Raw genomic sequence first — 21,576 nt, 5'->3', positions numbered from 1 at the left:
ACCCGTGGGTCCGTCGGGGCCGGGCCGGTTCAGCCCCGGGGGCGAGCAGGGCGGCGGGCCAGGAGCTCCTCGAGGCACCAGTCGGGGACCGCCAGGTCCCCCTGGCCCGTCCCGACCGCCAGGTCCGGCTTGTAGGTCCCGTGGAAGTCCGACCCGCCGGTCGGCACCAGGCCCGCTCGCCGGGCCAGGCGCTCGAGCAGCCGGCGCTCCTCGGGCCGGTAGCGGCCGTAGAAGGCCTCGGCCCCGGCGAACCCCAAGCTGGCCAGGTCCTCGAGGAACCGGGCCAGGGTGGCCTCGGGGAGCCCCAGGCTGAGGGGATGGGCCAGGACGCACAGGCCGCCAGAGGCGGCTGCCAGGCGCGCCACCTCGGGCAGGCCCAGGTTGTCCTTCGGCAGGTAGGCCGCCCCGCCGGGCCCCAGGTAGCGGTCGAAGGCCTCCTGGATGGAGCCGACCACCCCGTGGCGCACCAGCACCGCGGCCACGTGGGGCCGCCCGAGGCCGTCCTCGCCGCCGGCCTCGGCCACGACCTCCTCCCAGGTGACGGGCAGGCCGAGCTCGACCAGTCGGGCCACCAGGCGGCGGTTGCGGTCCTCCCGGTTGCGGCGCAAGGTGGCGAGCGTCGCCGACAGGGGGCCGTCCTCGTCGGGGAAGTACACCAGCACGTGGGCGCTGCCCGCCGCGCTCGCCGGGTCCCCTGGCCCCCGGCACGACACCTCGCAGCCCGGCACCAGCTCGACGCCGAGCCGGGCCGCCTCGGCCCCGGCCTCGGCCAGGCCGTCGAAGCGGTCGTGGTCGGTCAAGGCGACGGCCCGCAGGCCGGCGGCGGCCGCCAGGCGGACGACCTGGGCCGGCGGCTCGCTCCCGTCGGAGACCGTCGAGTGGGTGTGGAGATCGATCATCGGGCCACCGCCCGGACCGTAGCGGCTCGGGGCCGGTAGGATCTCGGCCCGGCCCGGCGACGGCCCGGACGGGTCGGCACGGCGCTGGGACCGACGGGCGCCGGCACGAGACGGTGAGGGACGAGTGAAGGAATCCTGTGGCGTCTTCGGCGTCGTGGCCCCGGGCCGGGACGTGGCCCCCCTGACCTTCGACGGCCTCTACGCCCTCCAGCACCGTGGCCAGGAGTCCGCCGGCATGGCGGTGAGCGACGGCCAGTCGATCACCGTCGTGAAGGACATGGGCCTGGTCACCGCCGTCTTCGACGAGCGGACCGTCGCCGGTCTGCCCGGCAGCGTGGCCATCGGCCACACCCGCTACTCCACGGCCGGCCGCTCCGAGTGGCGCCAGGCCCAGCCCCTCTTCCGGGCGGTGGGTCCCGCCGGCTTCGCCCTGGCCCACAACGGCAACCTGACGAACACCGCCGAACTGGCCGGCCGGGCCGGCATGCTGCCGGGGATGGCGACCTCGGACACCGACGTCCTGGCCGAGCTCCTCGCCCGCGAGCTCGAGGGCCGGGACCTGGCCGACGACCCCTCGGGGGTGGCCGACTCGACGGGCCAGCCCGGCGCGGGGCCGGCCTGGCCGCCCCTGGCCCTCGCCCTCCAGGCGGTCCTCCCGGCGGTCCGGGGCGCCTACTCCCTGGTCCTCGCGGACCGTCAGCGGGTCTACGCCGTCCGGGACCCCCACGGGTTCCGGCCCCTCAGCCTCGGACGGCTCGGCCCGCCCGAGGAGCCCGCCGGCTGGGTGGTGGCCTCGGAGACCCCCGCCCTCGACATCGTCGGAGCCGACGTCGTCCGGGACGTCGAGCCCGGGGAACTCGTCGTGCTCGACCAGCAGGGTCCCCGGTCCCTCCCCCTCGTGCCGCCCGGGGAGCGCTCGCCCAGCCTCTGCATCTTCGAGCTCGTCTACTTCGCCCGACCCGACGCCCAGCTGCTCGGCCGGGAGGTCCACGGGGCCCGCCGGCGCATGGGCCAGCGGCTGGCGGCCGCCGAGCCGGTGGCCGCCGACCTGGTTATCGGGGTGCCCGAGTCCGGGGTGCCGGCCGCCGAAGGCTACGCCGTGGCCAGCGGCATCCCCTTCGGCCACGGCCTGGTGAAGAACCGCTACATCGGCCGGACCTTCATCACCCCCGGCCAGCAGGCCCGGGCCGCCGGGGTCCGCCGGAAGCTGAACCCCCTGCGGGAGAGCCTGGCCGGGAAGCGGGTCGTCGTCGTCGACGACTCCGTGGTCCGCGGCACCACCCAACGGGCCGTCGTGGCCATGCTCCGGGAAGCCGGGGCGAGGGAGGTCCACCTGCGGGTCTCCTCCCCACCCCTCGCCTGGCCTTGCTTCTACGGCATCGACATCCCCGAGCGCGACGAGCTCCTGGCCGCCCGGCTCGACCTGCCCGGCATCGCCGCCCACCTCGGGGTCGACAGTCTTGCCTACCTGTCCCTCGAGGACCTCCTGGCCGCCATCGACGTCCCCGGCGCCGGCTTCTGCACCGCCTGCCTGACGGGCCGCTACCCCGAGCCGCCCCCCTTGGCGGACCCGGTGCCGGGCGCCACCGTGGGAGCCCGCCGGTGAGCCCCGGGCCGGGCCCCATGGACTACCGCCAGGCCGGGGTCGACATCGCTGCTGGCGAGGAGGCGGTGGCCCGGATCGCCCCGCTGGCCGCCACCACCTGGCGGCCCGAGGTCCGCGGGGGCATCGGCGGGTTCGGCGGCTGCTTCGCCCTCCCCCCCGGCCGCTACCAGCGGCCCCTGCTCGTCGCCTCGACCGACGGGGTCGGCACGAAGCTCCAGGTGGCCCTGGCCGTCGGCCAGCTCCGCAGCATCGGCCAGGACCTCGTGGCCATGTGCGTCGACGACCTGGTCTGCCTGGGTGCCGAACCCCTCTTCCTCCTCGACTACCTGGCCGTCGGCCGCCTCGACCCCGAGCAGGTGGCCGAGGTCGTCTCCGGGGTCGCCGAGGGTTGTCGGCGGGCCGGCTGCGCCCTGCTCGGCGGGGAGACCGCCGAGCACCCCGGTGTCCTGCCCCCCGGGGAGCTCGACCTCGCCGGGTTCGCCGTCGGGGTGCTCGAGGAGGGCCAGCAGCTCGGTCCCGAACGGGTCCGAGCCGGCGACCTCCTCGTCGGCCTCCACTCCCCGGGGCTCCGCTCCAACGGTTACAGCCTCGCTCGGGCCGTCCTCCTCGAGCGGGCCGGCCGGGACCTCCAGGCGCCGGCCTGGCCCGGCGCCCACCGCAGCCTCGGCGAGGAGCTCCTCGAGCCGTCCCGCATCTACGCCCCGGCCGTCCTCGCCGCCCTCCGGGCCCACCCGGGCGCGATCCACGCCGCGGCCCACATCACCGGCGGGGGCATCCCCGGGAACCTCCGCCGGGTGCTGCCACCTGACCTCGAGGGCCGGGTGCTGCTCGGCCGCTGGCCGGTCCCCCGGATCTTCGACGAGATCGCCCGGCTCGGGCCGGTCGAGGACCCCGAGATGGCCCAGGTCTTCAACCTCGGCCTCGGCATGGTCCTCGTCGTGGCCCCCCAGGCCGCCGAGGCCGTGCTCGACGTCCTGCACGGCGCCGACACCCCCGCCCAGGTGGTCGGCGAGGTCCGCCCCGGGGACCGCCAGGTCCACCTGGAGGGCTCGTGGCACTGAGCACCCCGAACCCGGGCGGAGCGCAGCGCGGCGTCGCCCTCGACCCTGGGGCCCTGCCGCTCGAAGCGCTCCGCCCCGCCCTCGTCGCCCACCTCCGGGAACACGCCGTTCGCACCGGCCAGTTCGTCTTGAAGTCCGGCCGGTCCTCCACCTGGTTCATCGACGCGAAGCAGACCGTCTGCCGACCAGCGGGCATGCTGCTCGTCGCCCGCGGGGTCCTCGCCCTCCTCCCGCCGACCACCACGGCCATCGGGGGCCTCACCATGGGGGCCGACCCCGTGGCCTTCGCCACCGCGGCCCTCGGGAACGCGACCGGCCGGCCCCTCAAGGCGTTCAGCGTCCGCAAGGAGGTCAAGGACCACGGGGGCGGCGGGCGGATCGCCGGCGCGCTCGACCCCGGCGACCGGGTCGTCGTGACCGAGGACACCGTCACCCGGGGCACCTCCCTCCTCCAGGCGGTCGAGGCCGTCCGGGCAGCCGGCGCCGAGGTCCTCCTGGCCATCGCCGTCGTCGACCGCGGGGGCGCCGCCCGGGACCTCCTGGCCGACCACGGCGTACCGTTCGCCGCGCTCCTCGGCGCACCCGACCTCGGCTTCCCCTTCGACGAGCCCGCCCGGCCGAGCCCGTCCTGAATGCGGGCCCAGCCCGGCACGCCGCCCTGCCCACGCCGGATGTCCTCGCTGGTCACCCCGGCGCGCCCGTGGGGCCCCTCGTGGTCGGGACCGGCATCGATCCGGTGACCTTCCGCTTTTCAGGCGGACGCTCTGCCAACTGAGCTACCCGACCAGCTGCGACCCGGGATGCCCGGGCCACCGGCGAGGCGGCCAGGCCGCCCCTCCCGCGGTCCTGACGGGATTTGAACCCGCGACCTCCGGCTTGACAGGCCGGCGTGCACTCCAAACTGCACCACAGGACCCTGTGTCGTCGACCCGGCCGCCAGCCTGGTTGAAAGGGCGGCGTCCTCGGCCGCTAGACGATGGGGGCAGGACCGGTTGTCGAGCCCTCGCAGGTTACCAGCTCGGCGGGGTCCTACCGTCGGGCCCGACCTGACCCGTTCGAGGCCACCGGTGAGCGTTGATTCACACAAACTCCACAACGCCGAGGCAGGGTGCCCTGGTCGCTCGCTCCCTCACCGACACCCGTCGCCCGAGGGGCGCCCCGAGTGGTCCGGGCGGAGCTGCCAGGTGACGCCGTCGGGGGTGTCCCGCACCTCGACCCCGAGGGCCAGGAGGCCGTCCCGGAGCGTGTCGGCCTGGTCGAATCGGCGGGCGGCCCTGGCCTCGGCCCGCAGGGCCAGGACGAGGTCCACGAAGGGCCCCACGAGTTCCGCCGGGTCCCGGGTGCCGGCCTCGGCCGCTTTGCCGAGCTCGGCGATGAGGCTCCGCAGGGTGGCCCGGGCCCGGTCCTGGTCGTCGGTCTGGCTCGGGTCGTCCCGCCACGCCCACAGCTCGGCCTCCAGGTCGGCCACGGCCCGGGCCATGCCGGCGGCGTCGCGCTGGTGGGCGGCCTCGTCGAAACGAGCCTGGTACTCCCGGGCGGCCCACACCAGCGGACTGCCCCCCGGGACACGGGTGGGGCCCGGCGCCGGATCCGGAGCACCCGTCGGTCTGGCCTCGGCAGCAGTCGACGGCGGTGCAAGGGGCGGCGTCGGGCTGTCGGCCCCCGTCCTGGTCCGTCGGAGGTCGTCGACCACCCGGAAGAGGTCCTCCAGGGCCAGCCCCTGGCCGGCCGGGACCACCTCGGCCCGACCCCGGACCCGCACGGTCATGCCGCCGAGGCCCTCGACGGCGACCTGACCGGCCTCGAGATCGATCAGGACCGCGGTGTGCTCGTCGATGCCGAGGACGAAGGCCTCCTCGGGCAGGTCGGCCTCGAGGCGGGCCAGGCGGGGCTCCCCAAGATAGCAGAACCGGGTGTCGTGGGTCCCGCCCTCGGCGTTGTCGAAGTGGGGCACGACGGCCACCCGTAGGCGAGGGTCGAGCCGGCCCAGCAGGTCGAGGCCCTCCCGCCAGGCCGGGGGTTCCCCCACCTTGTAGACCTCGTAGACCGGGACGGTGAAGGCCCCGAGGGTCAAGGCGGCCGCCGAGGAGAAGGTCACGGCCCCGCCGAGGGTGAGCTTCTCGACGAGCACGCCGGGCAGGAGGCTGCCCTGCCAGACCCGCAGGGCGTAGGTCGGGCTGCCCGGGCCCGAGAACACCCAGGGGGCCGCCGCCACCCGGGCGACGGCCGCGTGGCCGGCCTCGCCCTGGAGGTCCTCGGGCCGGCGGACCCCAGCCACCTCGAGGCGGGCACCCACGCTCTCGGCGAAGTAGCGGACGGCCCGCTCGGCCAGCTCGTCGGCGTTCATCTGGAAGCCGAAGGGTGTGTCGAGCAGGAGCCCCGGCCGGTCGCTGCCGACGGCCTGGACGACCCGCCGGTGGACCTTGACCATGGTCGGGGCGGTCTCGCCCGAGCCCATCACGACCAGCAGACGGGCACCGCTCACGGCGCCTCCGCCTCCTCGGGCAGCAGGCCGCTCAAGGCCTGGACTGCCTCGTCCTGGAGCAGGCTCAGGAACTGGTAGAGGGCGAAGGGGGCGGCAAGGGGATCGTCGGGGGCTGGGGGCGTCATGTCCTCCTGCACGTCCAGCTGGGTGCCGAGCACCAGGCGGAGGGTCTCGAAGGCGGCCACCCAGACCTCGAGCTCCTCGGCGCTGATGGTCCGCTGCCGGAGCCCCTCGGCCAGGGCCCGCAGGCAGGTTCGGCGTGCCTCGAGGAGCTCGGCGGCCGTGGCCCGGCGGTAGTCGGCGTCGGCCTCGGGGTCGGCCGGGTAGGCGGCGGGGAAGAGCCGAGCGGTCGCGGGGTGCCGCTCCTCGATGAGGGCCAGGACCCGGTCCGGCAGGTCGGCCAGGACGGCCCGCTCGAGCCGCCGGAGCTGCGGCCGGAACCCGCCGGTGCCGTCCGGCACGAAGTGCCGGGCCCGCCACACGGCGCCCTCAGCCCGCCTGCTCGAGGGTCGCCCAGAGCCCGTGCTGGTGCAGCCGGTAGACGTCCAGCTCGGCTCGTTCCCGAGGGCCCGAGGAGACCACGGCGCGGCCCTTGGTGTGGACGTCGAGCATGAGCTTGGTCGCTCGCTCGCGGCTGTAGCCGAAGAGCTTCTGGAAGACCCAGGTGACGTAGGACATGAGGTTCACCGGGTCGTTCCAAACCACCACCTGCCAGGGTCGATCCGGGCGGTCGTCGGACCGCTCGTCGGGGGCCTGGTCGAGATCGGGGAGTGGCTGGAAGGTCTCGGTGGATGCGCTGGACGCCATGGTTCTTCCTCGCCGCCCGGCCTGGTGGCGCCGCCATGCTAGTCGCCGGCCCTCGGCGCCTCGGCCCAGCCCCGGGCCCGAAAACGCGACGCTCGCGCTTTGTTCGCCCGGGTGGGCGGCCCGTAGGCTAGCGCCGTGACCTCGGTCTCGGCCGCCGTCGGCGGCAGCGTTCCCTGGCGGGCCAAGCTCCGCGGCTACCTGGCCCTGACCAAGCCGCGGATCGTGGAGCTGCTGCTCGTCACCACCGTGCCGACCATGTTCGTCGCCAAGGGCGGGGTGCCCAGCGTGTGGCTGATGCTGGCCACCGTGGTCGGCGGGTCCTTGGCCGCCGGGGGGGCCAACGCGGTCAACATGGTGGTCGACCAGGACATCGACCGGGTGATGCAGCGGACGAAGCAGCGGCCCTTGGTCACCGGGGTGGTGACCCCTCGGGCCGCCCTGGTCTTCGCGGTGACCCTCGAGGTGCTGGCCTTCGTGGAGCTGACCCTGGCGGTCAACCTGCTCTCGGCGGTCCTGGCCCTCGCGGCCACTGCGTTCTACGTCTTCGTCTACACCCTCTGGCTGAAGCGGACCTCGAGCCAGAACATCGTCATCGGGGGGGCCGCCGGGGCCGTGCCGGTCCTGGTCGGGTGGGCGGCGGTGACCGGCCACCTGGCCTGGCCGCCCCTGTTGCTCTTCGCCCTCATCTTCCTCTGGACCCCGCCCCACTTCTGGGCCCTGGCCATTCGCTACCGGGAGGACTACCGGGCCGTCGAGGTCCCCATGCTGCCGGCCGTCCGGTCGGTCCCCCAGGTCGCCCGGCAGATCCTGGCCTACACCCTGGCGTTGCTCGTGGTGACCGGCCTGTTCGCGTGGGACGCCCACATGGGGGTGCTCTTCGGTGTGGTCGCCGGGCTGGACGGGCTGGGCTTCTGCTGGTTGGCCTGGCGGCTCCTGGCCCGCCCCAGCACGGAGCGGGCCATGGCGGTCTTCCACGCTTCGATCAGCTACGTCACCGTGCTCTTCGCCGCCATGGCCCTGGACACGGTGGTCCGGATCCACTGGTGAGGCCCCGGCGGCGATGAGCACGGCGACGGCGAGCCAGGTGCCGGCGACCGGGCCAGGGGCCCACCCCGTGGCCGAAGGGACCCGGCGGGCTCGCCGCCTGGTGGTCGGGGTGGCCGTCCTCCTGGTGGTCCTGGCCGTGCTGCTCGTCGGGATCGCGAGCGGCCCCCGCCGCCCGACCCTTCGGCTGGCCAGTTTCAGCCTGCCGCGTCTCGAGCCCACGGGCCTCGACGCCGCCGACCCGGTGACCTATCCCCTGCGGGGATCCCTGGCGGGGCGACCGGTGGTGCTCGTGTTCTTCGCCTCGTGGTGCGTGGCCTGCCACGCCGACCTGCCCGAGGTGGCGCGGTTGGCCGCTGCGGAGCAGCGAGCCGGCGACCGGGCCGTCTTCGTGGGGATCGACGGGGACGACACGCCTTCGGCCGGCTGGGCCTTCGCCCGCCAGGCCGGGGTCGGCTTCCCGGTGGCCGCCGATCGGCAGGAGGCCGTGGCTCGACAGCTCGGCCTCGTGGGCCTTCCGGACCTGGTGGCGGTGGCCCCAAGCGGGCGGGTCGTGGCCACCGTGGCCGGGGTCAGCAGTCTGCGCCGGCTCGAGCAGGCCGTGGCGAGCGCCGCGCCCCGACACGCCCTCCGGCCCGGCACGCCGTTGCCGGCGGTTCGGGCCAGCTGAGGGGTCATTCCCAGCGGAAGGTGGCTGCCGCAGCCAGGGGGGCAGCGAGGGCCCAGACGGCCAGCACCACCCAGGCCCAGGTCGGGACCGAGCGGCCCAGGCTGAGGGTCCGGTGGAGGCCGTCGGCCAGGGCAGCGCTCGGCAGCACCCGGGCGATCCCGGCCAGCCAGCCCGGGAAGCGGCGCAGGGGAGCCAGCATGCCGCTGACCAGGAGCAGGACCAGCCACACCCCGTTGGCGGCGGCCAGGTTGACCTCCGGGCGCAGCGTGCCGGCGAAGAGCAGGCCCAGCCCGCCGAATCCGGCGGTGGCCAGGAGGACCACCCCCAGGGCGGCAGGGGCCTCACCGCCCACGGGCGACCAGCCGAGGCCCAGGGCCACGGCCACCAGCACCAGCACCTGGACCACCTCGATCGCCAGGACGGCGGCCAGCTTCGCGGCCAAAAGGGCCGGACGGCCGAGGGGGGTGGCGCCGAGTCGTTTCAGGAACCCGTAGCCCCGCTCGAAGCCGGTGGCGATGGCCAGGTTCGTGAAGGCCGTGCTCATGACGGCCAGGGCCAGGATGCCCGGCGCCAGGAAGCTCACCGGCTTGCCGGGCCCGGTGGGCAGGAGGTGGACCTCGGCCAGGAAGGCCAGCAGGACCACGGGGATGAGGATCGTCAGCACCAGCGACTCGCCCCGCCGGGCGGTCAAGGTGAGCTCCACCCCCAGCTGGGCCAGGAACCGCCGGGTCCTCACCGTCGCCGCCCCCCGCTCGCAGCCCGTCGCCGCCCCCGGGCGGGCCCGTTCCCGGGAGTCCCCAGCGGTTGGTCGCCGGCCGGTTCCTCGAGGTCGGCGGACGGGCGGCCCCGGCCAGCGACCTCGTAGTAGACGGCTTCCAGGCTGGCTCGGCGGGCGGCCGCCAGGTCGGCGACCGGCAGGTCGCGCTCGGCCAGCCAGGCGGCCACCGCGGCCAGGCGAGCCGGGGTGGGCTCGGCCCCGACCTCGTACCGGCCCGGCTCGACCTCCCGGACCGTCCCGCCAGGCACGCCGCAGGCCCCGGCCAGCTGGTCCAGGTCGGCCCGGGGGAGGCCCGGGGGGGCGGCGAAGGCGATGGCCGCCTGGGCCACCGTGCCCCGAAGTTCCTCCAGGGATCCCTCGGCTGCTGCCTTGCCGTCCACCAGGATGAGGACCCGGTCGGCCAGGTGCTCGGCCTCGGCCAGCTCGTGGGTGGTCAGCACCACGCAGCACCCGCGGTCCCGCTCCTCGGCCACCAGCGAACGGACAACCAGGCGGCCCTCGGGGTCCACGCCCGCCGTCGGCTCGTCGAGGAACAGCACCTCGGGCCGGCCCACCAGCGCCAGGGCCAGGGACAGCCGCTGGCGCTCGCCACCCGAGAGCCGGCGCACGGGGGTCCGGGCCACCGCCTTGAGGCCCAGGCGGCGAAGCAGTGCCGCCGGGTCGAGTGGATCGGGGTAGAGGTGGGCGAAGAGCCAGAGGGCCTGGCGGGGGGTCAGGCTCGGGTAGAGCCCCCCGCCCTGGAGCATCACCCCGATGCGGGCCACCAGCGCCGCGTGGTCCGCCCGGGGGTCGAGGCCCAGGACCCGGACCCGGCCGCCGGTCGGGACCCGGTAGCCCTCGAGGGTCTCCACCGTCGAGGTCTTCCCGGCCCCGTTGGGGCCCAAGATGGCGAAGACCTCCCCGGGGCGAGCCTCGAAGGACAGATCGTCCACCGCCGTCCGATGGCCGTAGCGGACGACCAGGCCCTCCACGCTGACCGCCGGGTCGCCCGGGCCCGGCGGGCCGTGGGGGACAACCGGGTCGGGCACGACCGGGAGGCTACCGTTGGCCCCACCATGATCGACATTCGGCTGGTCCGAGAGGATCCTGCGGGCGTCGCCCGCGCCCTGGCCCGCAGAGGAGTGGACCCTGCCGAGGTGCAGGGCCTGGTGGACGCCGACGCCGAGGCCCGGCGGCTGGTGGCCCACCGGGACGAGCTGCGAGCCCGGGTCAAGCAGCTCTCCCGGGACGTGGCCACCGCCCGGAAGGCCGGCGAGGTGGCCAGAGCCAGCGAGCTCCAGGACGCCAGCCGGCGCCTCGGGGACGAGCTCGCCGAGGCCGAACGGGCCGCCGACGCCGCCCAGGAGGAGGTCCGCCGCCGGCTCCTCTGGCTTCCGAACTTGCCGGCGGAGGACGCCCCCGACGGGGCCGGCCCCGAGGACAACCCGGTGGTGCGGTGCTGGCCGGCCGAGACGCCGGTGCCGGCCGAGCACCAGCGGGTCCCCCACTGGGAGATCGGCGAGGCCCTCGGCATCTTGGACCTGGCCCGGGGAGCCAAGCTCGCCGGCTCCATGTTCCCCCTCTTCCGGGGGGCGGGATCCCGGCTCCTCCGTGCCCTGACCGCCCTGGCCCTCGACCACCACGAGGACGCCTACCAGGAGGTCCGTCCCCCGACGCTCGTGCGGACCCAGACCATGGTCTCCACCGGCCACCTGCCGAAGTTCGCCGAGGAGGCCTACGCCATCGAGCGGGACGACCTCTGGGCCATCCCGACCGCCGAGGTCCCCCTCACGTCCATGTACCGCAGCGAGGTCCTCGACGAGGCCCAGCTGCCCCTGCGTCTCACCGCCGCCACGGCCTGCTTCCGTCGCGAGGCTGGCGCGGCCGGCCGGGACACCCGGGGCCTGCTGCGGGTCCACGAGTTCGACAAGGTCGAGCTCTTCTGCTACGCCACCGAGGCCCAGGCGGCCGAGGAGCTGCCGGCCATGGTCCAGCGGGTCGAGGCCCTCGTCCAGCGCCTGGAACTGCCCTACCGGGTGCTGGACCTGTGTTGCGGGGACCTCGGCAACTCCTCGGCCCGCACCTTCGACATCGAGGTCTACGCCCCTGGCTGCGACCAGTGGCTCGAGGTCTCCTCCATCAGCTGGTTCCGGGACTACCAGGCCCGCCGGGCCGAGGTCCGCTACCGGCCCGCTGACGGTTCGGGCCCCCGCTTCGTCCACACCCTGAACGGCTCGGGTCTCGCCTGGGCCCGGATCTTCGCCGCCCTGGTGGAGTGGGGTCGCCAACCCGACGGCACGGTCCTGCTGCCCGAGGCCCTGGCCCCCTACCTCGGGGGGCGTCGCCGCATCGTCCCCGGCGGGCAGCTCGTCGTCTGAGCCGCCCCCCTTCGGCGCTCCCGACCCCGGGAAGATCGAGGTGTCAGTGGGGCCGTTCGAAGCGGTAGCCCACGCCGCGCACCGTCACGATCCAGCGCGGCGTCGACGGCTGCTCCTCGATGCGGCTGCGGAGCCGTTTGATGTGGACGTCCAAGGTCTTCGTGTCCCCGACGTAGTCCGAGCCCCAGACCCGGTCGATGAGGACCTCCCGGGTCAGCACCCGCCCGGCGTTCTCCATCAACAGGGTCAGCAGGTCGAACTCCTTGCGCCGCAGCTGGACCTCCTGGCCGCGCACCCAGACCCGGTGCCGGGCCACGTCCAGGGTCACCTCGCCGACCTCCAGCACTTGGTCGTCGGGGTCCTCCGCCACGACCTCGGGTCCGTTGCCGGCCGGCGCTTCCCGGGCCTCCCCGGACCCCGGTGCCCGGCGCAGGACCGCCCGCATGCGGGCCACCAGCTCCCGCAGGCGGTAGGGCTTGGCCACGTAGTCGTCCGCCCCGACCTCCAGGCCCACCACGGTGTCGATCTCGGTGCTCTTCGCCGTGACCATGATGATCGGGACCGTCGAACGGGCCCGGATGGCCCGGCAGACGTCGAGGCCCGAGAGCTTGGGCAGCATCACGTCCAGGAGGACGAGGTCCGGACGGGTCTCCTCGAAGGACGCCAGGGCCTCGGTGCCGTCCCGGGCCACGACCACCTCGAAACCTTCGCGAGCGAGGCCGACCTCCAGGGCCTCGACGAAGCTCTCCTCGTCCTCGGCCAGCAGGACCCGCACCTGGTCGCCCTCGGCTCGTCGAGGCGAGCTCACGAGCGGCGGCTCCCGCTCTCGAGCGGCACCACCAGGCGGAAGGTCGATCCCTCCCCTTCCCGGGACTCCACTTCCACCCGACCCTGGTGGTTGGCTGCCACGTGCCGCACGATCGACAGCCCGAGACCCGTCCCCCCGGTTTGGCGGCTGCGGCCCTTCTCGACCCGGTAGAAACGTTCGAAGATCCGTTCGAGCTCCCGGGCCGGGATCCCGATGCCCTGGTCGGCCACGGCGAAGACCACCTCGCCATCGTGGACCGTCCCGCTGAAGCGCACCAAACCGCCCTCGTAGGAGTACTTCACGGCGTTCTCCAGCAGGTTGTAGAGGGCCGAGACCAGCTGCCGACGCTCGGCCACCACGGCGACCGGCGGGTCGGGCTCCTCCACCTCGATCTTCACTGCCCGCTGCTCGGCCGCGGCCCGGACCCGCTCCAGGGCCTCGGCCATGACCAGCCCGATCGGCACCGGCTCCCGGGGCGGGGCCTCCTCGGCCTCGATCCGGGAGAGGTCCAGCAGGTCGTCGATGATCCGGCTCACCCGGAAGGCCTCGTCCTGGATCCGACTGGCCAGCCGCCGAACGACCTGGGGGTCCTCCTCGGCCACCAGGGTCTCGGCCAGCAGACCCAGGGCGCCCATCGGGGTCTTGAGCTCGTGGCTCACGTTGGCCACGAAGTCCCGCCGTATCTCCTCCAGGCGCCGCCGCTCCGAGACGTCGTCGATGACCGCGGCCACGCCGAGGGTCCGCCGGCCGTCGTCCAGCAGCTGGGTCCGCACCGCCAGGGTCCGCCGGGGCGGGCCGTAGAGGTCCAGGGTCCGTTCGGCCGAACCCTGCTGCCAGGCCAGCGCCAGGAGGTCCACCACCGCCTGGGCGGCCAAGGCGTCGCCGTGGCGGCCACCCATGAGCCCCACCGCCCGCGCGTTCCGGAACACCACCTCGCCGGTCTCGTCGCAGACGATGACCCCCTGCGGCAAGGTGTCGAGGGCCCGCCGGAGCCGGATGGCCTCGGCCGAGGACTCGGCGACCGTCTCCGCTGCCCGGTCGGTGACCTGCTCGAGCTGCTGCAGGGTCGGCTCGACCCCACCGCCCTCGGGGAGGTCCACGCCGAGGCGGGCGGCCAGTGCGGCCAAGCGCTGCTCCAAGCTGCCCCGGCCGGCGCGCCGGCCGGCGGCATGGGCGGCCACGGCGGCGAGGACGCCGACGGCGGCCACACCGGCCATGCCGCCGATCGCCTCGGCCATGGGCAGGCTGGCCCCGAGCATGCCCCCAGCATGACAGGCCCTCGGTGCCCCCCGGGTGACCCCCGGGCGACCCCGGCCGGGCTGTCCGCTCCGCGACCCCGGCGTCGACATGGAGGGCATCGAAAGACCCTTGCAGCCAACGAAAGGTCTGCTAGGGTGAGGGTCGCCTCGGTGCCGGCGGCTCCCCGTGGCCGGTGCTCCCTCTCGGCCGCCGCGTGCCCGCCGGATTTGGCCCTCTCGCCGCAGCTCGCCGCTCGCGCGACGCCTCGCTGGCCTCGACCCCTCGCTCGTCCGAGGAGCACCTGTGCCCGTCGTCACCCTGGTCGGCCTCCTGGCCGACGTCAGCCTCACCCCCACGCCCGGCGACCTGCCGGGGAGCAACGTCCTCCAGCAGGTCACGAACGGGCTGGCCGGCTGGGCCCTGGTCCTGGCCGTGGCCGGCCTGGTGGTCGGTGCCGCGGCGTGGGCGCTCGGCGCCCACTCGCAGAACTTCCACCAGTCGCTGGTCGGCCGCCGGGTCGTCCTGGTCTCGGCCCTGGCCGCCCTTCTGGTGGGGGCAGCCCCGGCCATCGTGAACTTCTTCTTCCACGCCGGTCAGGGGGTGCGGTGAGCCCAGGGGCCGGCGGGCTGCTCGGCCTGGGGGCTGCTGGGGTCTTCGACCTGGCTGGCCGATGGGTCGCCGAGGGGGCCAGTTGGATCCTGGCCCAGGTGGTGGCCGTGGTCTCGGCCACCACCGCGCCGCCCCTCTCGACGGCCTGGTTCCACGAGCAGCTGGGGGTCGTGGCCGCAGCCGCTGCAGCCCTGGCCGTGCCGCTGGCGTGCTGCGCCGCGATCCAGGCGGTCCTCTCCCAGCAGCCCGGCCTGCTGCTCCGGGCGGTGGTGGTCCACCTGCCCTTTGCGCTGGCCGGCACCGGGACGGCCGTTGCGCTGGTGCAGCTGGGCCTGGTCGTGGTCGACGGCCTCTGCCAGCAGCTGCTCACCGCCTCGGGCACCACCCCGGCCCGCAGCGTCGCCCCCGTGGCCCAGGCGCTCGGGGCCGGGGTGCTCGGTGCTGCGCCGAGCTTCGCGGTGCTGCTCGGCGCCGTGGTGGTGGCGGTCGCCGGCCTGGCCCTTTGGCTGGAAATGGCGGTCCGGGCGGCCGCGGTCACCCTGGCCGTCTTGTTCTTGCCCCTGATCCTCGCGACCACCGTCTGGCCGGCCCTGGCCCACTGGTGCCGGCGCCTGGCGGAGACGTTGGCCGCCCTGGTCCTGGCCAAGCTCGTGATCGTCGGTGCGTTGGCCCTGGCCACCGAGGCCATGGCCCACGGCTTGGCGTTCAGCGCCGGCGACGGGTTCGGGGCCCTGGTGAGCGGGGCAGCGTTGCTGGTGGTGGCGGCGGCCGCGCCCTTCACCCTCCTGCGCCTCGTGCCGGTGGTCGAGGCCGGCGCCGTGGCCCAGCTCGAGCAGGCCCGGCACCACCTCCGTCGCGCCACCGGCGCGCCCCGCCGGCTGGCCGCCACCGGCCTGGACCTCTGGGAGACCTTCCACGGTCCCGCCGACCCCCTGGGGACCGAGGGGTTCGGTCCGGGTCCCGCGATCGGCGAGGAGCTCGGCGATCCCGGGAGCGATGGCGCCAGTGGCGGCGGCCCGCCGGATCCCGATGCGGATGGTCCCCGTCCGGGTGGTCCCGATGCGGGCGGTCCCAGTCCGGGTGGCCCCAGCCTGGCGGGGCCGGGGGCCTCGCTCGGGTCTACGGCGGACCCGAGCAGCGTCCCCCCGGTGCCGGCCGTCGGGGACGACGAGCGGGGCGAGGTGCCGTTCCAGCCACCCCTGGTCGTCGACCCGGTCCTGGTGGCCCGCTACGAACGGGCCCTCGCCCGGGTCGAGGCGGGCGAGCTCCGAGGGGTGGACCTCGACGCGGCCGTGGCCGCCGAGATCGCCGCGGAGCGGGCGGCTGAGCGGCAGGTCCAGGAGGAAGGACTCGACGATGGCTGAGGACGCCCGAGCGGACGGGGGCGGCCAGCGGTACTGGTTCGGTCCGCTCAGCCGCCGGGGCCTGGTCGCGGGGTTCCGGGGTGGGCAGCTCGCGGCCCTCGGCCTCGGCGCGCTCCTCGCCGTGACGGTCCTCCGAGCGGACCCGGCCCTGCCCGGTGTGGTGGGTGCTCTGGGCCTGCTCGGGCTCGGCGCTGCGGCGGGCACCGTGCCCCTGGCCGGTCGGACCGCCGAGGAGTGGGCCCCCGACGCGCTGCGCCACGCGGCCGGGCGCCTGCGGGGATGGCGGCCCCGGGCCGACCTCGGCCGACGTTTCGCCCTAGCCGAGACCCAAGCGCCGGGCCGGTCCCCCGGGCGGGCGGACCGGGTGGGCGTGGTGGTCGACCGTGCCCGCGGCGTGCTGAGCGTCGTTCTTCCGGTCGAGGGGGACGGCCTGGTGCTCCGGGGGCCCGAGGAGCAGGACCAGCAGGTCGCCCGCTGGGCCCGGGTCCTGGGCGCGGCCGGCCGAGACCTCGGCGGGGTCCACCGGCTCCAGTGGCTCGCCAGCTGCGGACCCCTGTCCCGAGCCGACCTGGCCCGGCTCTGCCGCACCGACGTGGCCGAGCCAGGTGCGCCGCCGGGCCGCACGGCAGGGCACGCCGGTGAAGAGCGCGAAGGGCCGGCCGAGGCCTACCGGGCCCTGGTGGCCAGCTGGGCGCCGACGCTGGTCCGCCACGAGGTCCACCTGGCGGTCAGCGTCCGGAGCCAGGCCCGCCACCTCGGGTCCTGGCTCGGCGGCCTCCTCGGCGCCCGGGACGGGACCCAGGAGGCCCTGGCACGCCTGGCCCGCGAGCTGGACGCCCTGCGGGAGCGCCTCGCCGAGGCCGGGGCCCGACCGGGTCCACCCCTGGACCGGGCGGCGCTGGCCCGGTGGCTGGCGGGGACCAGCCGGCCATCCAGCGACGACCGAGCGGGGGCGGCGACCGGGTGGCCCTGGCCGGACGCCGTGCGGGCCGACTGGGACTGCCTGCGGACCGACGGCACCTGGCAGGCCACTTGGTGGGTCGCCGAGTGGCCTCGCCAGGCCGTCCCGGCCGGGTTCCTCGTCCCGCTCCTGGTGCCGAGCCGCTGGCGGCAGCGCCTGGTGGTGGTCCTGGCCCCCCTCGGCCCCACCGAGGCCCGTCGACAAGCCGAGCGGGCCCGCACCGCGGACCTGGCCGACGCCGAGCTGCGCCAGCGGAGCGGGTTCCTGCGCACCGCCCGGCGGCGGCGAGAGGAGCAGGCCGTCTGGGACCGCGAGCGGGAGCTGGCGGAGGGCCACGCCGCCTGCCGTTTCGCCGGGTACCTGACCATCTGCGCCGATGACCGGCCTGCCCTGGAGGCGGCCGCCGAGGAGCTCGAGCAGCGAGCCGCCCGGACAGGCCTCGAGCTGCGCCGCTGCTACGGCGACCAGCTCGAGGCGTGGCTGGCGACCTGGCCGACCGGCGACGGCCTGCCCTGAGCGGGGATCGACGGTGAGCCGCGCCGCCCACGAGGCCACCACCCGGCATCTCGGTGCTCTCTACCCCTTCGGGCTCGGCCAGCCCCTCGGGGTGCCGGGGCCACTGATCGGCCGGGACCACGGGGGCCAGCCGTTCTGCTTCGACCCCTTCGCCTGCTACCGCCAGGGCCTCGTGACCAACCCGAACGTCGTGGTCTTCGGCCAACTGGGTCGGGGGAAGAGCGCCCTGGTGAAGACCCTGCTCTGGCGGCTGGCCGTCTTCGGTCGGCGGGCCTGGGTGGTGGACCCGAAGGGCGAGTACGGGCCGCTGGCCGAGGCCCTCGGGGCCCGGCCGATCCGGCTCCGGCCCGCCGGCACGGTGCGGCTGAACCCCCTCGACGCCCCGAAGGGCGACGACGGGGACCCCCGGGGCGAGGACCAGCGCCGGGCCGCCCTGATCGGGGCAGTGGCCGAAGCCACCTTGGGCCGGGCCCTCTCGCCACAGGAGCGAGCGGCGCTGGCCCTCGCCGTCGAGGAGCGGGGCCGGCGCGAGGCGGTCCCGACCCTGCCGGGGGTGGTCGCCGCCCTGCTCGCCCCGACGGCCGAGGCGGCGGCGCGGGTCGGGACGGACCCCGGGGGGTTGGCGGCCGAGGGGCGGGCGGTCGCCCTCGAGCTGCACCGGCTGGTCGACGGGGACCTCCGGGGCCTCTTCGACGGCCCGACCTCGGCGGGCCTGGACCTGCAGGGGCCCTGCGTGGTCCTCGACGTCTCGGCGCTGTTCCGATCGGCGGCCCTCGGCCCGGCCATGGTGCTGGCCACCGCCTGGCTGGAAGCCCAGCTGCCCACGGTCGACGGCGGGGTGGTGCTCGTGGTCGACGAGGCCTGGGCGGTGCTCGCCGACCTCGGGGTGGCCCGGTGGCTGCAGGCCACCTGGAAGCTGGCCCGGGCCCGAGGCGTGGCCCACGTGGCCGTCCTCCACCGGGTGTCGGACCTCCTCGGCGCGGGCGGTCCCGAGCACGAGCGCCTGGCCCTCGGCCTGCTCGCCGACTCGGAGACCCGCGTCGTCTACGCCCAGGCCCCCGGCGAGCTGGCCGCCGCCCGCGAGCTACTCGGCCTGTCCTCGACCGAGGCCCGCCTCGTCCCGCACCTGGGCCGTGGCCGGGCCCTCTGGAAGGTCGGCGGTCGATCTCTGGTGGTCCAGCACCTGCTTGGGCCCGCCGACGGGCCCGTGGTCGGCACCGACGCCGCCATGCCCGCCGCCCCCACGTCCGCCGCCTCCGGCGCTGGTCGCTGATGGCCCCGCCCCAGAGCCTCTGGGCCCTCGGGGCCCTCGGCGCGGTCCTCCTCGGGGACCGCTCGTTGCGGGGTACTCCAGGGGGCGCCGGCCGGTCATGGCGGGGGCGGACCAGGGCCGAGGCGCCGACCCGCTGGGCAAAGCGGGCGGACCTCGCGGGCCTGGCGGTCCGCCGGCCGGTCCCCGGTCGGGTGGTGGTCGGGCGGGCCCGCGGCCGGCTGGTCTGCCTCGAGCCCGGGCAGGCCCTGGCCGTGGTGGGCCCGACCCAGAGCCACAAGACCAGCGGGCTGGTCGTACCCGCCCTGCTGCGCTGGCCCGGCCCGGTGGTGGCCGCCTCCGTGAAGGCCGACCTGGTCCGCGCCTCCCTCCAGGCCCGGCGCCGGCTCGGCCGCGTGTTCCTCTACGACCCGGTCCAGGTGGCCGGGCCCGGGCTGTGGGCCGACGGGGCCGAACCGGTCGGCTGGACCCCGGTCGACGGGGCGACCAGCTGGGCCGGGGCCCGCCGGCTGGCCTCGGCGCTGGCCAGCGTGGCCCGTAGCCGCGCCGGGGACCTCCGGGACGGGGACTTCTGGTACCAGCAGGCGGCCAAGCTCCTCGGGCCCCTCCTCCACGCCGCCGCCCTCGGTGGGCTGCCGGTGACCGAGGTGCTGCGGTGGCTCGAGACCCAGGAGGCGGAGGAGCCCGGGGCCCTGCTCGACGCCGCCGGGGCTTGGCCTGCGCTGCAGGCCCTTCGGGCGTGCTGGGGACGGGACGACCGGCAGCGGTCGGCCGTCCTGGCCACCGCCGAGCTCGTCCTCGAGGCCTACGCCGAGCCGGGCCTCGCCGAGGGGCCGGGCGGCCCGCCCCTGGACCCCGCAGCGCTGAGCGCCGGGTGCGACAGCCTGTTCCTCTGCGCGCCCGCCCACCACCAAGAGCGCCTCCGGCCGCTCTTCGCCGCCCTGCTCGGCGAGGTGCTGGCGGGGGCGGTCGACCGGGCCGAACGCCACGGCCGGCCCCTCGACCCGCCCCTGCTGGTCGTCGTGGACGAGGCGGCCAACGTCGCACCCCTCGCCGACCTCGACGTCCTCGCCGCCACCGTCGCCGCCCACGGCATCCAGTTGGTGACCGTCTGGCAGGACCTGGCCCAGCTCCAGGCCCGCTACGGCCCTCGGGCCGGCACCGTCCTCAACAACCACCGAGCCCGTCTCTTCCTGCCCGGCATCGCCGACCCCGCCACCTTGGAGCACGCCAGCTCGCTGGCCGGGGACGTGGAGCGGCCCAGCCGGACCGTGAGCCGGGACGCCCAGGGCCGGGTCGGCACCGCCCAGGTCCCCCAGCGCCAGCGCCTCCTGCCCCCCGACGCCCTCCGCCGCTTGCCGACCCGCCAGGGGCTCTTGATCGTCGGGTCCCGCCAGCCCTGCCGGGTGCGCCTGGTCCCCTGGTTCGACGACCCCGAGCTCCGTCGCCTCGCCCGACCCGGGGACGAGGAGCCCCGCTAGCGTGGTCAGCCATGGAGGGCCGGCCGACCGTCGACTTCTACGAGACCCTCTTTCGCCGCCGGGACGTCCGAGCCGAGTTCACCGGCGAGCCGGTCGACCCGGCGGTCCTCGGCCGGGTCCTGGCGGCCGCCCACAGCGCCCCGAGCGTCGGGCTCTCCCAGCCCTGGGACTTCGTCGTGGTCAGCGACCCGGCCATCCGGCAGCGCTTCTTCGAGCACGTCCAGGCCGAGCGGGCCGTCTTCGCCAGCCAGCTCGAAGGCCCCCAGGCGGAGCGCTTCGCCCGGATCAAGATCGACGGGATCCGGGAGTCCAGCCTCGGGCTGGTCGTCACCTACGACCCGGCCCGCGGGGCCCCGGCGGTGCTCGGCCGCCACGCCATCGCCGACACCGGCCTCTACTCGACCTGCCTGGCCATCGAGAACCTCTGGCTGGCCTGCACCGCCGAGGGCTGGGGCCTGGGCTGGGTCTCCTTCTACCGGGAGGCCTTCCTCCGGGACCTCCTCGGCATCCCCGCCGAGGTCCGGCCGGTCGCCTGGCTCTGCGTGGGGCCGGTCCGGGCCCTCCAGGCCGTCCCGGACCTCGAACGCCACGGCTGGCGCCACCGCCTGCCCCTGGAGGCCGTCCTCCACGAGGAGACCTGGGGCCACCACGGCGGCCTCCTGGCCAGCGGGCCCGGCGGTCGGCTCGGGGGTGCCATCGGGGACGGGGCGGACGAGGCCCGGGCCGGGGGAGGGCCGCTCGAGCGGGCCGAGGGAGGAGGATCGCGGTGAGCGAGGACCACGGGCAGGAGCCGGGGCACGGGTCGAACAGCCACGGGCCCGGCGGCGAGCGACCGGGCGGCGGGCCCCTGACCCTCGGCTTGGACATCGGCGGGACCGGCCTCAAGGCCTCGGTGCTCGACGCCGCGGGGGCCATGGTGGCCGAGCGGGTCCGGGAGGACACCCCCTACCCGCTCCGACCCGAGCAGCTGGTCGAGGAGCTGGCCCACCTGGCCGACGAGCTGCCCCGGGCCGATCGGGCCTCGGCCGGCTTCCCCGGCATGGTCCGCCAGGGGGTCGTGCTGAGCGCCCCCCACTTCGTCCGGACCGGGGGGCCCGGCACCCCGGTCGATCCCGACCTGGCACGGGCCTGGGACCGCTTCGACCTGGCCCAGGCCCTCGCAAAGCGCCTGGGGGTGCCGACGAAGGTGGCCAACGACGCCGACGTCCAGGGGGCGGCCGTCGTCCGGGGCCAAGGGCTCGAGCTGGTCGTCACCCTGGGCACGGGCTTCGGCACCGCCCTCTTCTTCGAAGGGCGCCTCCTCCCGCACCTGGAGGTGGCCCAGATCCCGTTCCGCAAGGGCGAGACCTACACCGAGCACCTCGGCGAGCACGCCCGGGAGGCCATCGGCACGAAGAAGTGGCGCAAGCGGGTCCGCAAGGCCCTGGCCGCCATGCGCACCCTGACCCTCTTCGACCACTGCTACGTCGGCGGGGGCAACGCCGCGCACCTCGAGGAGGGGGACCTGGGCCCGGACGTGACCCTGGTGGACAACAGCGCCGGGATCACCGGCGGGGTGCGGCTCTGGGAGGCGGACCACCTCGGGCTCTAGGCACTCGGCCGGTCCCCGCCGACGCCCGCT

At 75.9% G+C, this 21,576-nt stretch carries 20 protein-coding genes, 2 tRNA genes and 1 pseudogene; 13 read left to right on the top strand and 10 right to left on the bottom strand.

Annotation, left to right across the window (positions count from 1 at the left end; genetic code table 11):
* Window positions 1–29: 29 nt before the first annotated feature.
* Window positions 30–899, bottom strand: a complete 870-nt coding sequence (locus Acit_RS08875) for a PHP domain-containing protein (protein WP_248108201.1) — start codon at window positions 897–899, stop codon at window positions 30–32.
* A gap of 124 nt (window positions 900–1,023) precedes the next feature.
* Here Acit_RS08875 and purF point away from each other — a divergent pair, with 124 nt between their 5' ends.
* The 3 genes from purF to pyrE are packed head-to-tail and all read left to right on the top strand — an operon-like array spanning window position 1,024 to window position 4,198.
* A complete protein-coding gene (purF, locus tag Acit_RS08870) occupies window positions 1,024–2,505 on the top strand; it encodes an amidophosphoribosyltransferase (protein ID WP_248108199.1) in 1,482 nt (493 codons plus the stop codon).
* Between the two features lie 17 nt (window positions 2,506–2,522).
* Entirely contained in the window at window positions 2,523–3,566 is a 1,044-nt protein-coding gene (gene purM, locus Acit_RS08865; RefSeq protein WP_282436658.1) for a phosphoribosylformylglycinamidine cyclo-ligase, read from the top strand.
* The gene (pyrE, locus tag Acit_RS08860; RefSeq protein WP_248108195.1) at window positions 3,557–4,198 is read left to right on the top strand and encodes an orotate phosphoribosyltransferase; all 642 of its coding nucleotides are present in this window, start codon (window positions 3,557–3,559) and stop codon (window positions 4,196–4,198) included. The genes purM and pyrE overlap by 10 nt, the downstream gene beginning before the upstream one ends.
* Before the next feature lie 81 nt (window positions 4,199–4,279).
* Here pyrE and Acit_RS08855 read toward each other — a convergent pair.
* From Acit_RS08855 to clpS, 5 genes are all read right to left on the bottom strand, one after another.
* A tRNA-Phe gene (locus Acit_RS08855) sits at window positions 4,280–4,352 on the bottom strand.
* A 55-nt stretch (window positions 4,353–4,407) separates the two neighbouring features.
* Window positions 4,408–4,482 (bottom strand) — tRNA-Asp (locus Acit_RS08850).
* A 213-nt stretch (window positions 4,483–4,695) separates the two neighbouring features.
* Window positions 4,696–6,051 carry a CysS/YqeB C-terminal domain-containing protein gene (locus tag Acit_RS08845; protein ID WP_248108193.1) on the bottom strand — a complete coding sequence of 452 codons (1,356 nt, stop codon included), beginning with the start codon at window positions 6,049–6,051 and terminating at the stop codon, window positions 4,696–4,698.
* A complete protein-coding gene (locus tag Acit_RS08840; protein WP_248108191.1) occupies window positions 6,048–6,533 on the bottom strand; it encodes a DUF2017 family protein in 486 nt (161 codons plus the stop codon). Before Acit_RS08840 ends, Acit_RS08845 begins: the two co-directional genes overlap by 4 nt.
* Before the next feature lie 7 nt (window positions 6,534–6,540).
* Window positions 6,541–6,858 (bottom strand): ATP-dependent Clp protease adapter ClpS, encoded by a 318-nt coding sequence (clpS, locus tag Acit_RS08835; RefSeq protein WP_248108189.1) that lies wholly within the window; start codon window positions 6,856–6,858, stop codon window positions 6,541–6,543.
* Between the two features lie 135 nt (window positions 6,859–6,993).
* On the opposite strand from clpS, the gene Acit_RS08830 reads away from it, so the two are divergent.
* Window positions 6,994–7,905, top strand: a complete 912-nt coding sequence (locus Acit_RS08830; RefSeq protein ID WP_248108187.1) for a heme o synthase — start codon at window positions 6,994–6,996, stop codon at window positions 7,903–7,905.
* Window positions 7,906–7,918: 13 nt separating this feature from the next.
* The gene (locus tag Acit_RS08825; protein ID WP_248108185.1) at window positions 7,919–8,572 is read left to right on the top strand and encodes a TlpA family protein disulfide reductase; all 654 of its coding nucleotides are present in this window, start codon (window positions 7,919–7,921) and stop codon (window positions 8,570–8,572) included.
* Window positions 8,573–8,576: 4 nt separating this feature from the next.
* Here the strand turns inward: Acit_RS08825 and Acit_RS08820 are convergent, their stop codons facing one another.
* Both Acit_RS08820 and Acit_RS08815 read right to left on the bottom strand, forming a co-directional pair.
* On the bottom strand, window positions 8,577–9,308 hold the full coding sequence (locus Acit_RS08820) for an ABC transporter permease (RefSeq protein ID WP_248108183.1): 732 nt from the start codon (window positions 9,306–9,308) through the stop codon (window positions 8,577–8,579).
* Window positions 9,305–10,378 carry an ABC transporter ATP-binding protein gene (locus Acit_RS08815; RefSeq protein WP_248108182.1) on the bottom strand — a complete coding sequence of 358 codons (1,074 nt, stop codon included), beginning with the start codon at window positions 10,376–10,378 and terminating at the stop codon, window positions 9,305–9,307. Before Acit_RS08815 ends, Acit_RS08820 begins: the two co-directional genes overlap by 4 nt.
* A 27-nt stretch (window positions 10,379–10,405) precedes the next feature.
* Between Acit_RS08815 and serS the strand changes: the two genes are divergently transcribed.
* Window positions 10,406–11,707 carry a serine--tRNA ligase gene (serS, locus tag Acit_RS08810; RefSeq protein WP_248108179.1) on the top strand — a complete coding sequence of 434 codons (1,302 nt, stop codon included), beginning with the start codon at window positions 10,406–10,408 and terminating at the stop codon, window positions 11,705–11,707.
* 43 nt (window positions 11,708–11,750) lie between these two features.
* Here the strand turns inward: serS and Acit_RS08805 are convergent, their stop codons facing one another.
* Window positions 11,751–12,515, bottom strand: coding sequence for a winged helix-turn-helix domain-containing protein (locus tag Acit_RS08805; protein ID WP_312710394.1), 765 nt, complete (start codon window positions 12,513–12,515; stop codon window positions 11,751–11,753).
* Complete coding sequence (locus Acit_RS08800; protein WP_248108177.1) at window positions 12,512–13,774, bottom strand: sensor histidine kinase; 1,263 nt, start codon at window positions 13,772–13,774, stop codon at window positions 12,512–12,514. The genes Acit_RS08805 and Acit_RS08800 overlap by 4 nt, the downstream gene beginning before the upstream one ends.
* Window positions 13,775–14,057: 283 nt before the next feature.
* Here Acit_RS08800 and Acit_RS08795 point away from each other — a divergent pair, with 283 nt between their 5' ends.
* The 7 genes and pseudogenes from Acit_RS08795 (at window position 14,058) to Acit_RS08765 (ending at window position 21,546) form a co-directional block, all read left to right on the top strand.
* A complete protein-coding gene (locus Acit_RS08795; RefSeq protein WP_248108175.1) occupies window positions 14,058–14,363 on the top strand; it encodes a DUF6112 family protein in 306 nt (101 codons plus the stop codon).
* The gene (locus tag Acit_RS08790; protein ID WP_248108173.1) at window positions 14,360–15,727 is read left to right on the top strand and encodes a hypothetical protein; all 1,368 of its coding nucleotides are present in this window, start codon (window positions 14,360–14,362) and stop codon (window positions 15,725–15,727) included. The genes Acit_RS08795 and Acit_RS08790 overlap by 4 nt, the downstream gene beginning before the upstream one ends.
* Window positions 15,720–17,204, top strand: a complete 1,485-nt coding sequence (locus Acit_RS08785; RefSeq protein ID WP_248108171.1) for an SCO6880 family protein — start codon at window positions 15,720–15,722, stop codon at window positions 17,202–17,204. Before Acit_RS08790 ends, Acit_RS08785 begins: the two co-directional genes overlap by 8 nt.
* Window positions 17,205–17,217: 13 nt before the next feature.
* Window positions 17,218–18,477: a VirB4 family type IV secretion system protein gene (locus tag Acit_RS08780; RefSeq protein ID WP_248108169.1), complete on the top strand. Its 1,260-nt coding sequence runs from the start codon at window positions 17,218–17,220 to the stop codon at window positions 18,475–18,477.
* On the top strand, window positions 18,477–19,955 hold the full coding sequence (locus Acit_RS08775; protein WP_248108167.1) for a type IV secretory system conjugative DNA transfer family protein: 1,479 nt from the start codon (window positions 18,477–18,479) through the stop codon (window positions 19,953–19,955). Before Acit_RS08780 ends, Acit_RS08775 begins: the two co-directional genes overlap by 1 nt.
* Window positions 19,956–19,966: 11 nt before the next feature.
* Window positions 19,967–20,599 (top strand): annotated as a pseudogene (bluB, locus tag Acit_RS08770) (5,6-dimethylbenzimidazole synthase); the annotation flags it as partial.
* A gap of 122 nt (window positions 20,600–20,721) precedes the next feature.
* On the top strand, window positions 20,722–21,546 hold the full coding sequence (locus tag Acit_RS08765) for an ROK family protein (RefSeq protein WP_248108163.1): 825 nt from the start codon (window positions 20,722–20,724) through the stop codon (window positions 21,544–21,546).
* Window positions 21,547–21,576: the final 30 nt, after the last annotated feature.

Source organism: Aciditerrimonas ferrireducens (assembly GCF_023130475.1).
In the GTDB taxonomy this organism is placed as follows: domain Bacteria; phylum Actinomycetota; class Acidimicrobiia; order Acidimicrobiales; family UBA8190; genus Aciditerrimonas; species Aciditerrimonas ferrireducens.
Note: the sequence above shows the minus strand (reverse complement) of the source record. Positions and strands in the feature narration are given on the sequence as shown.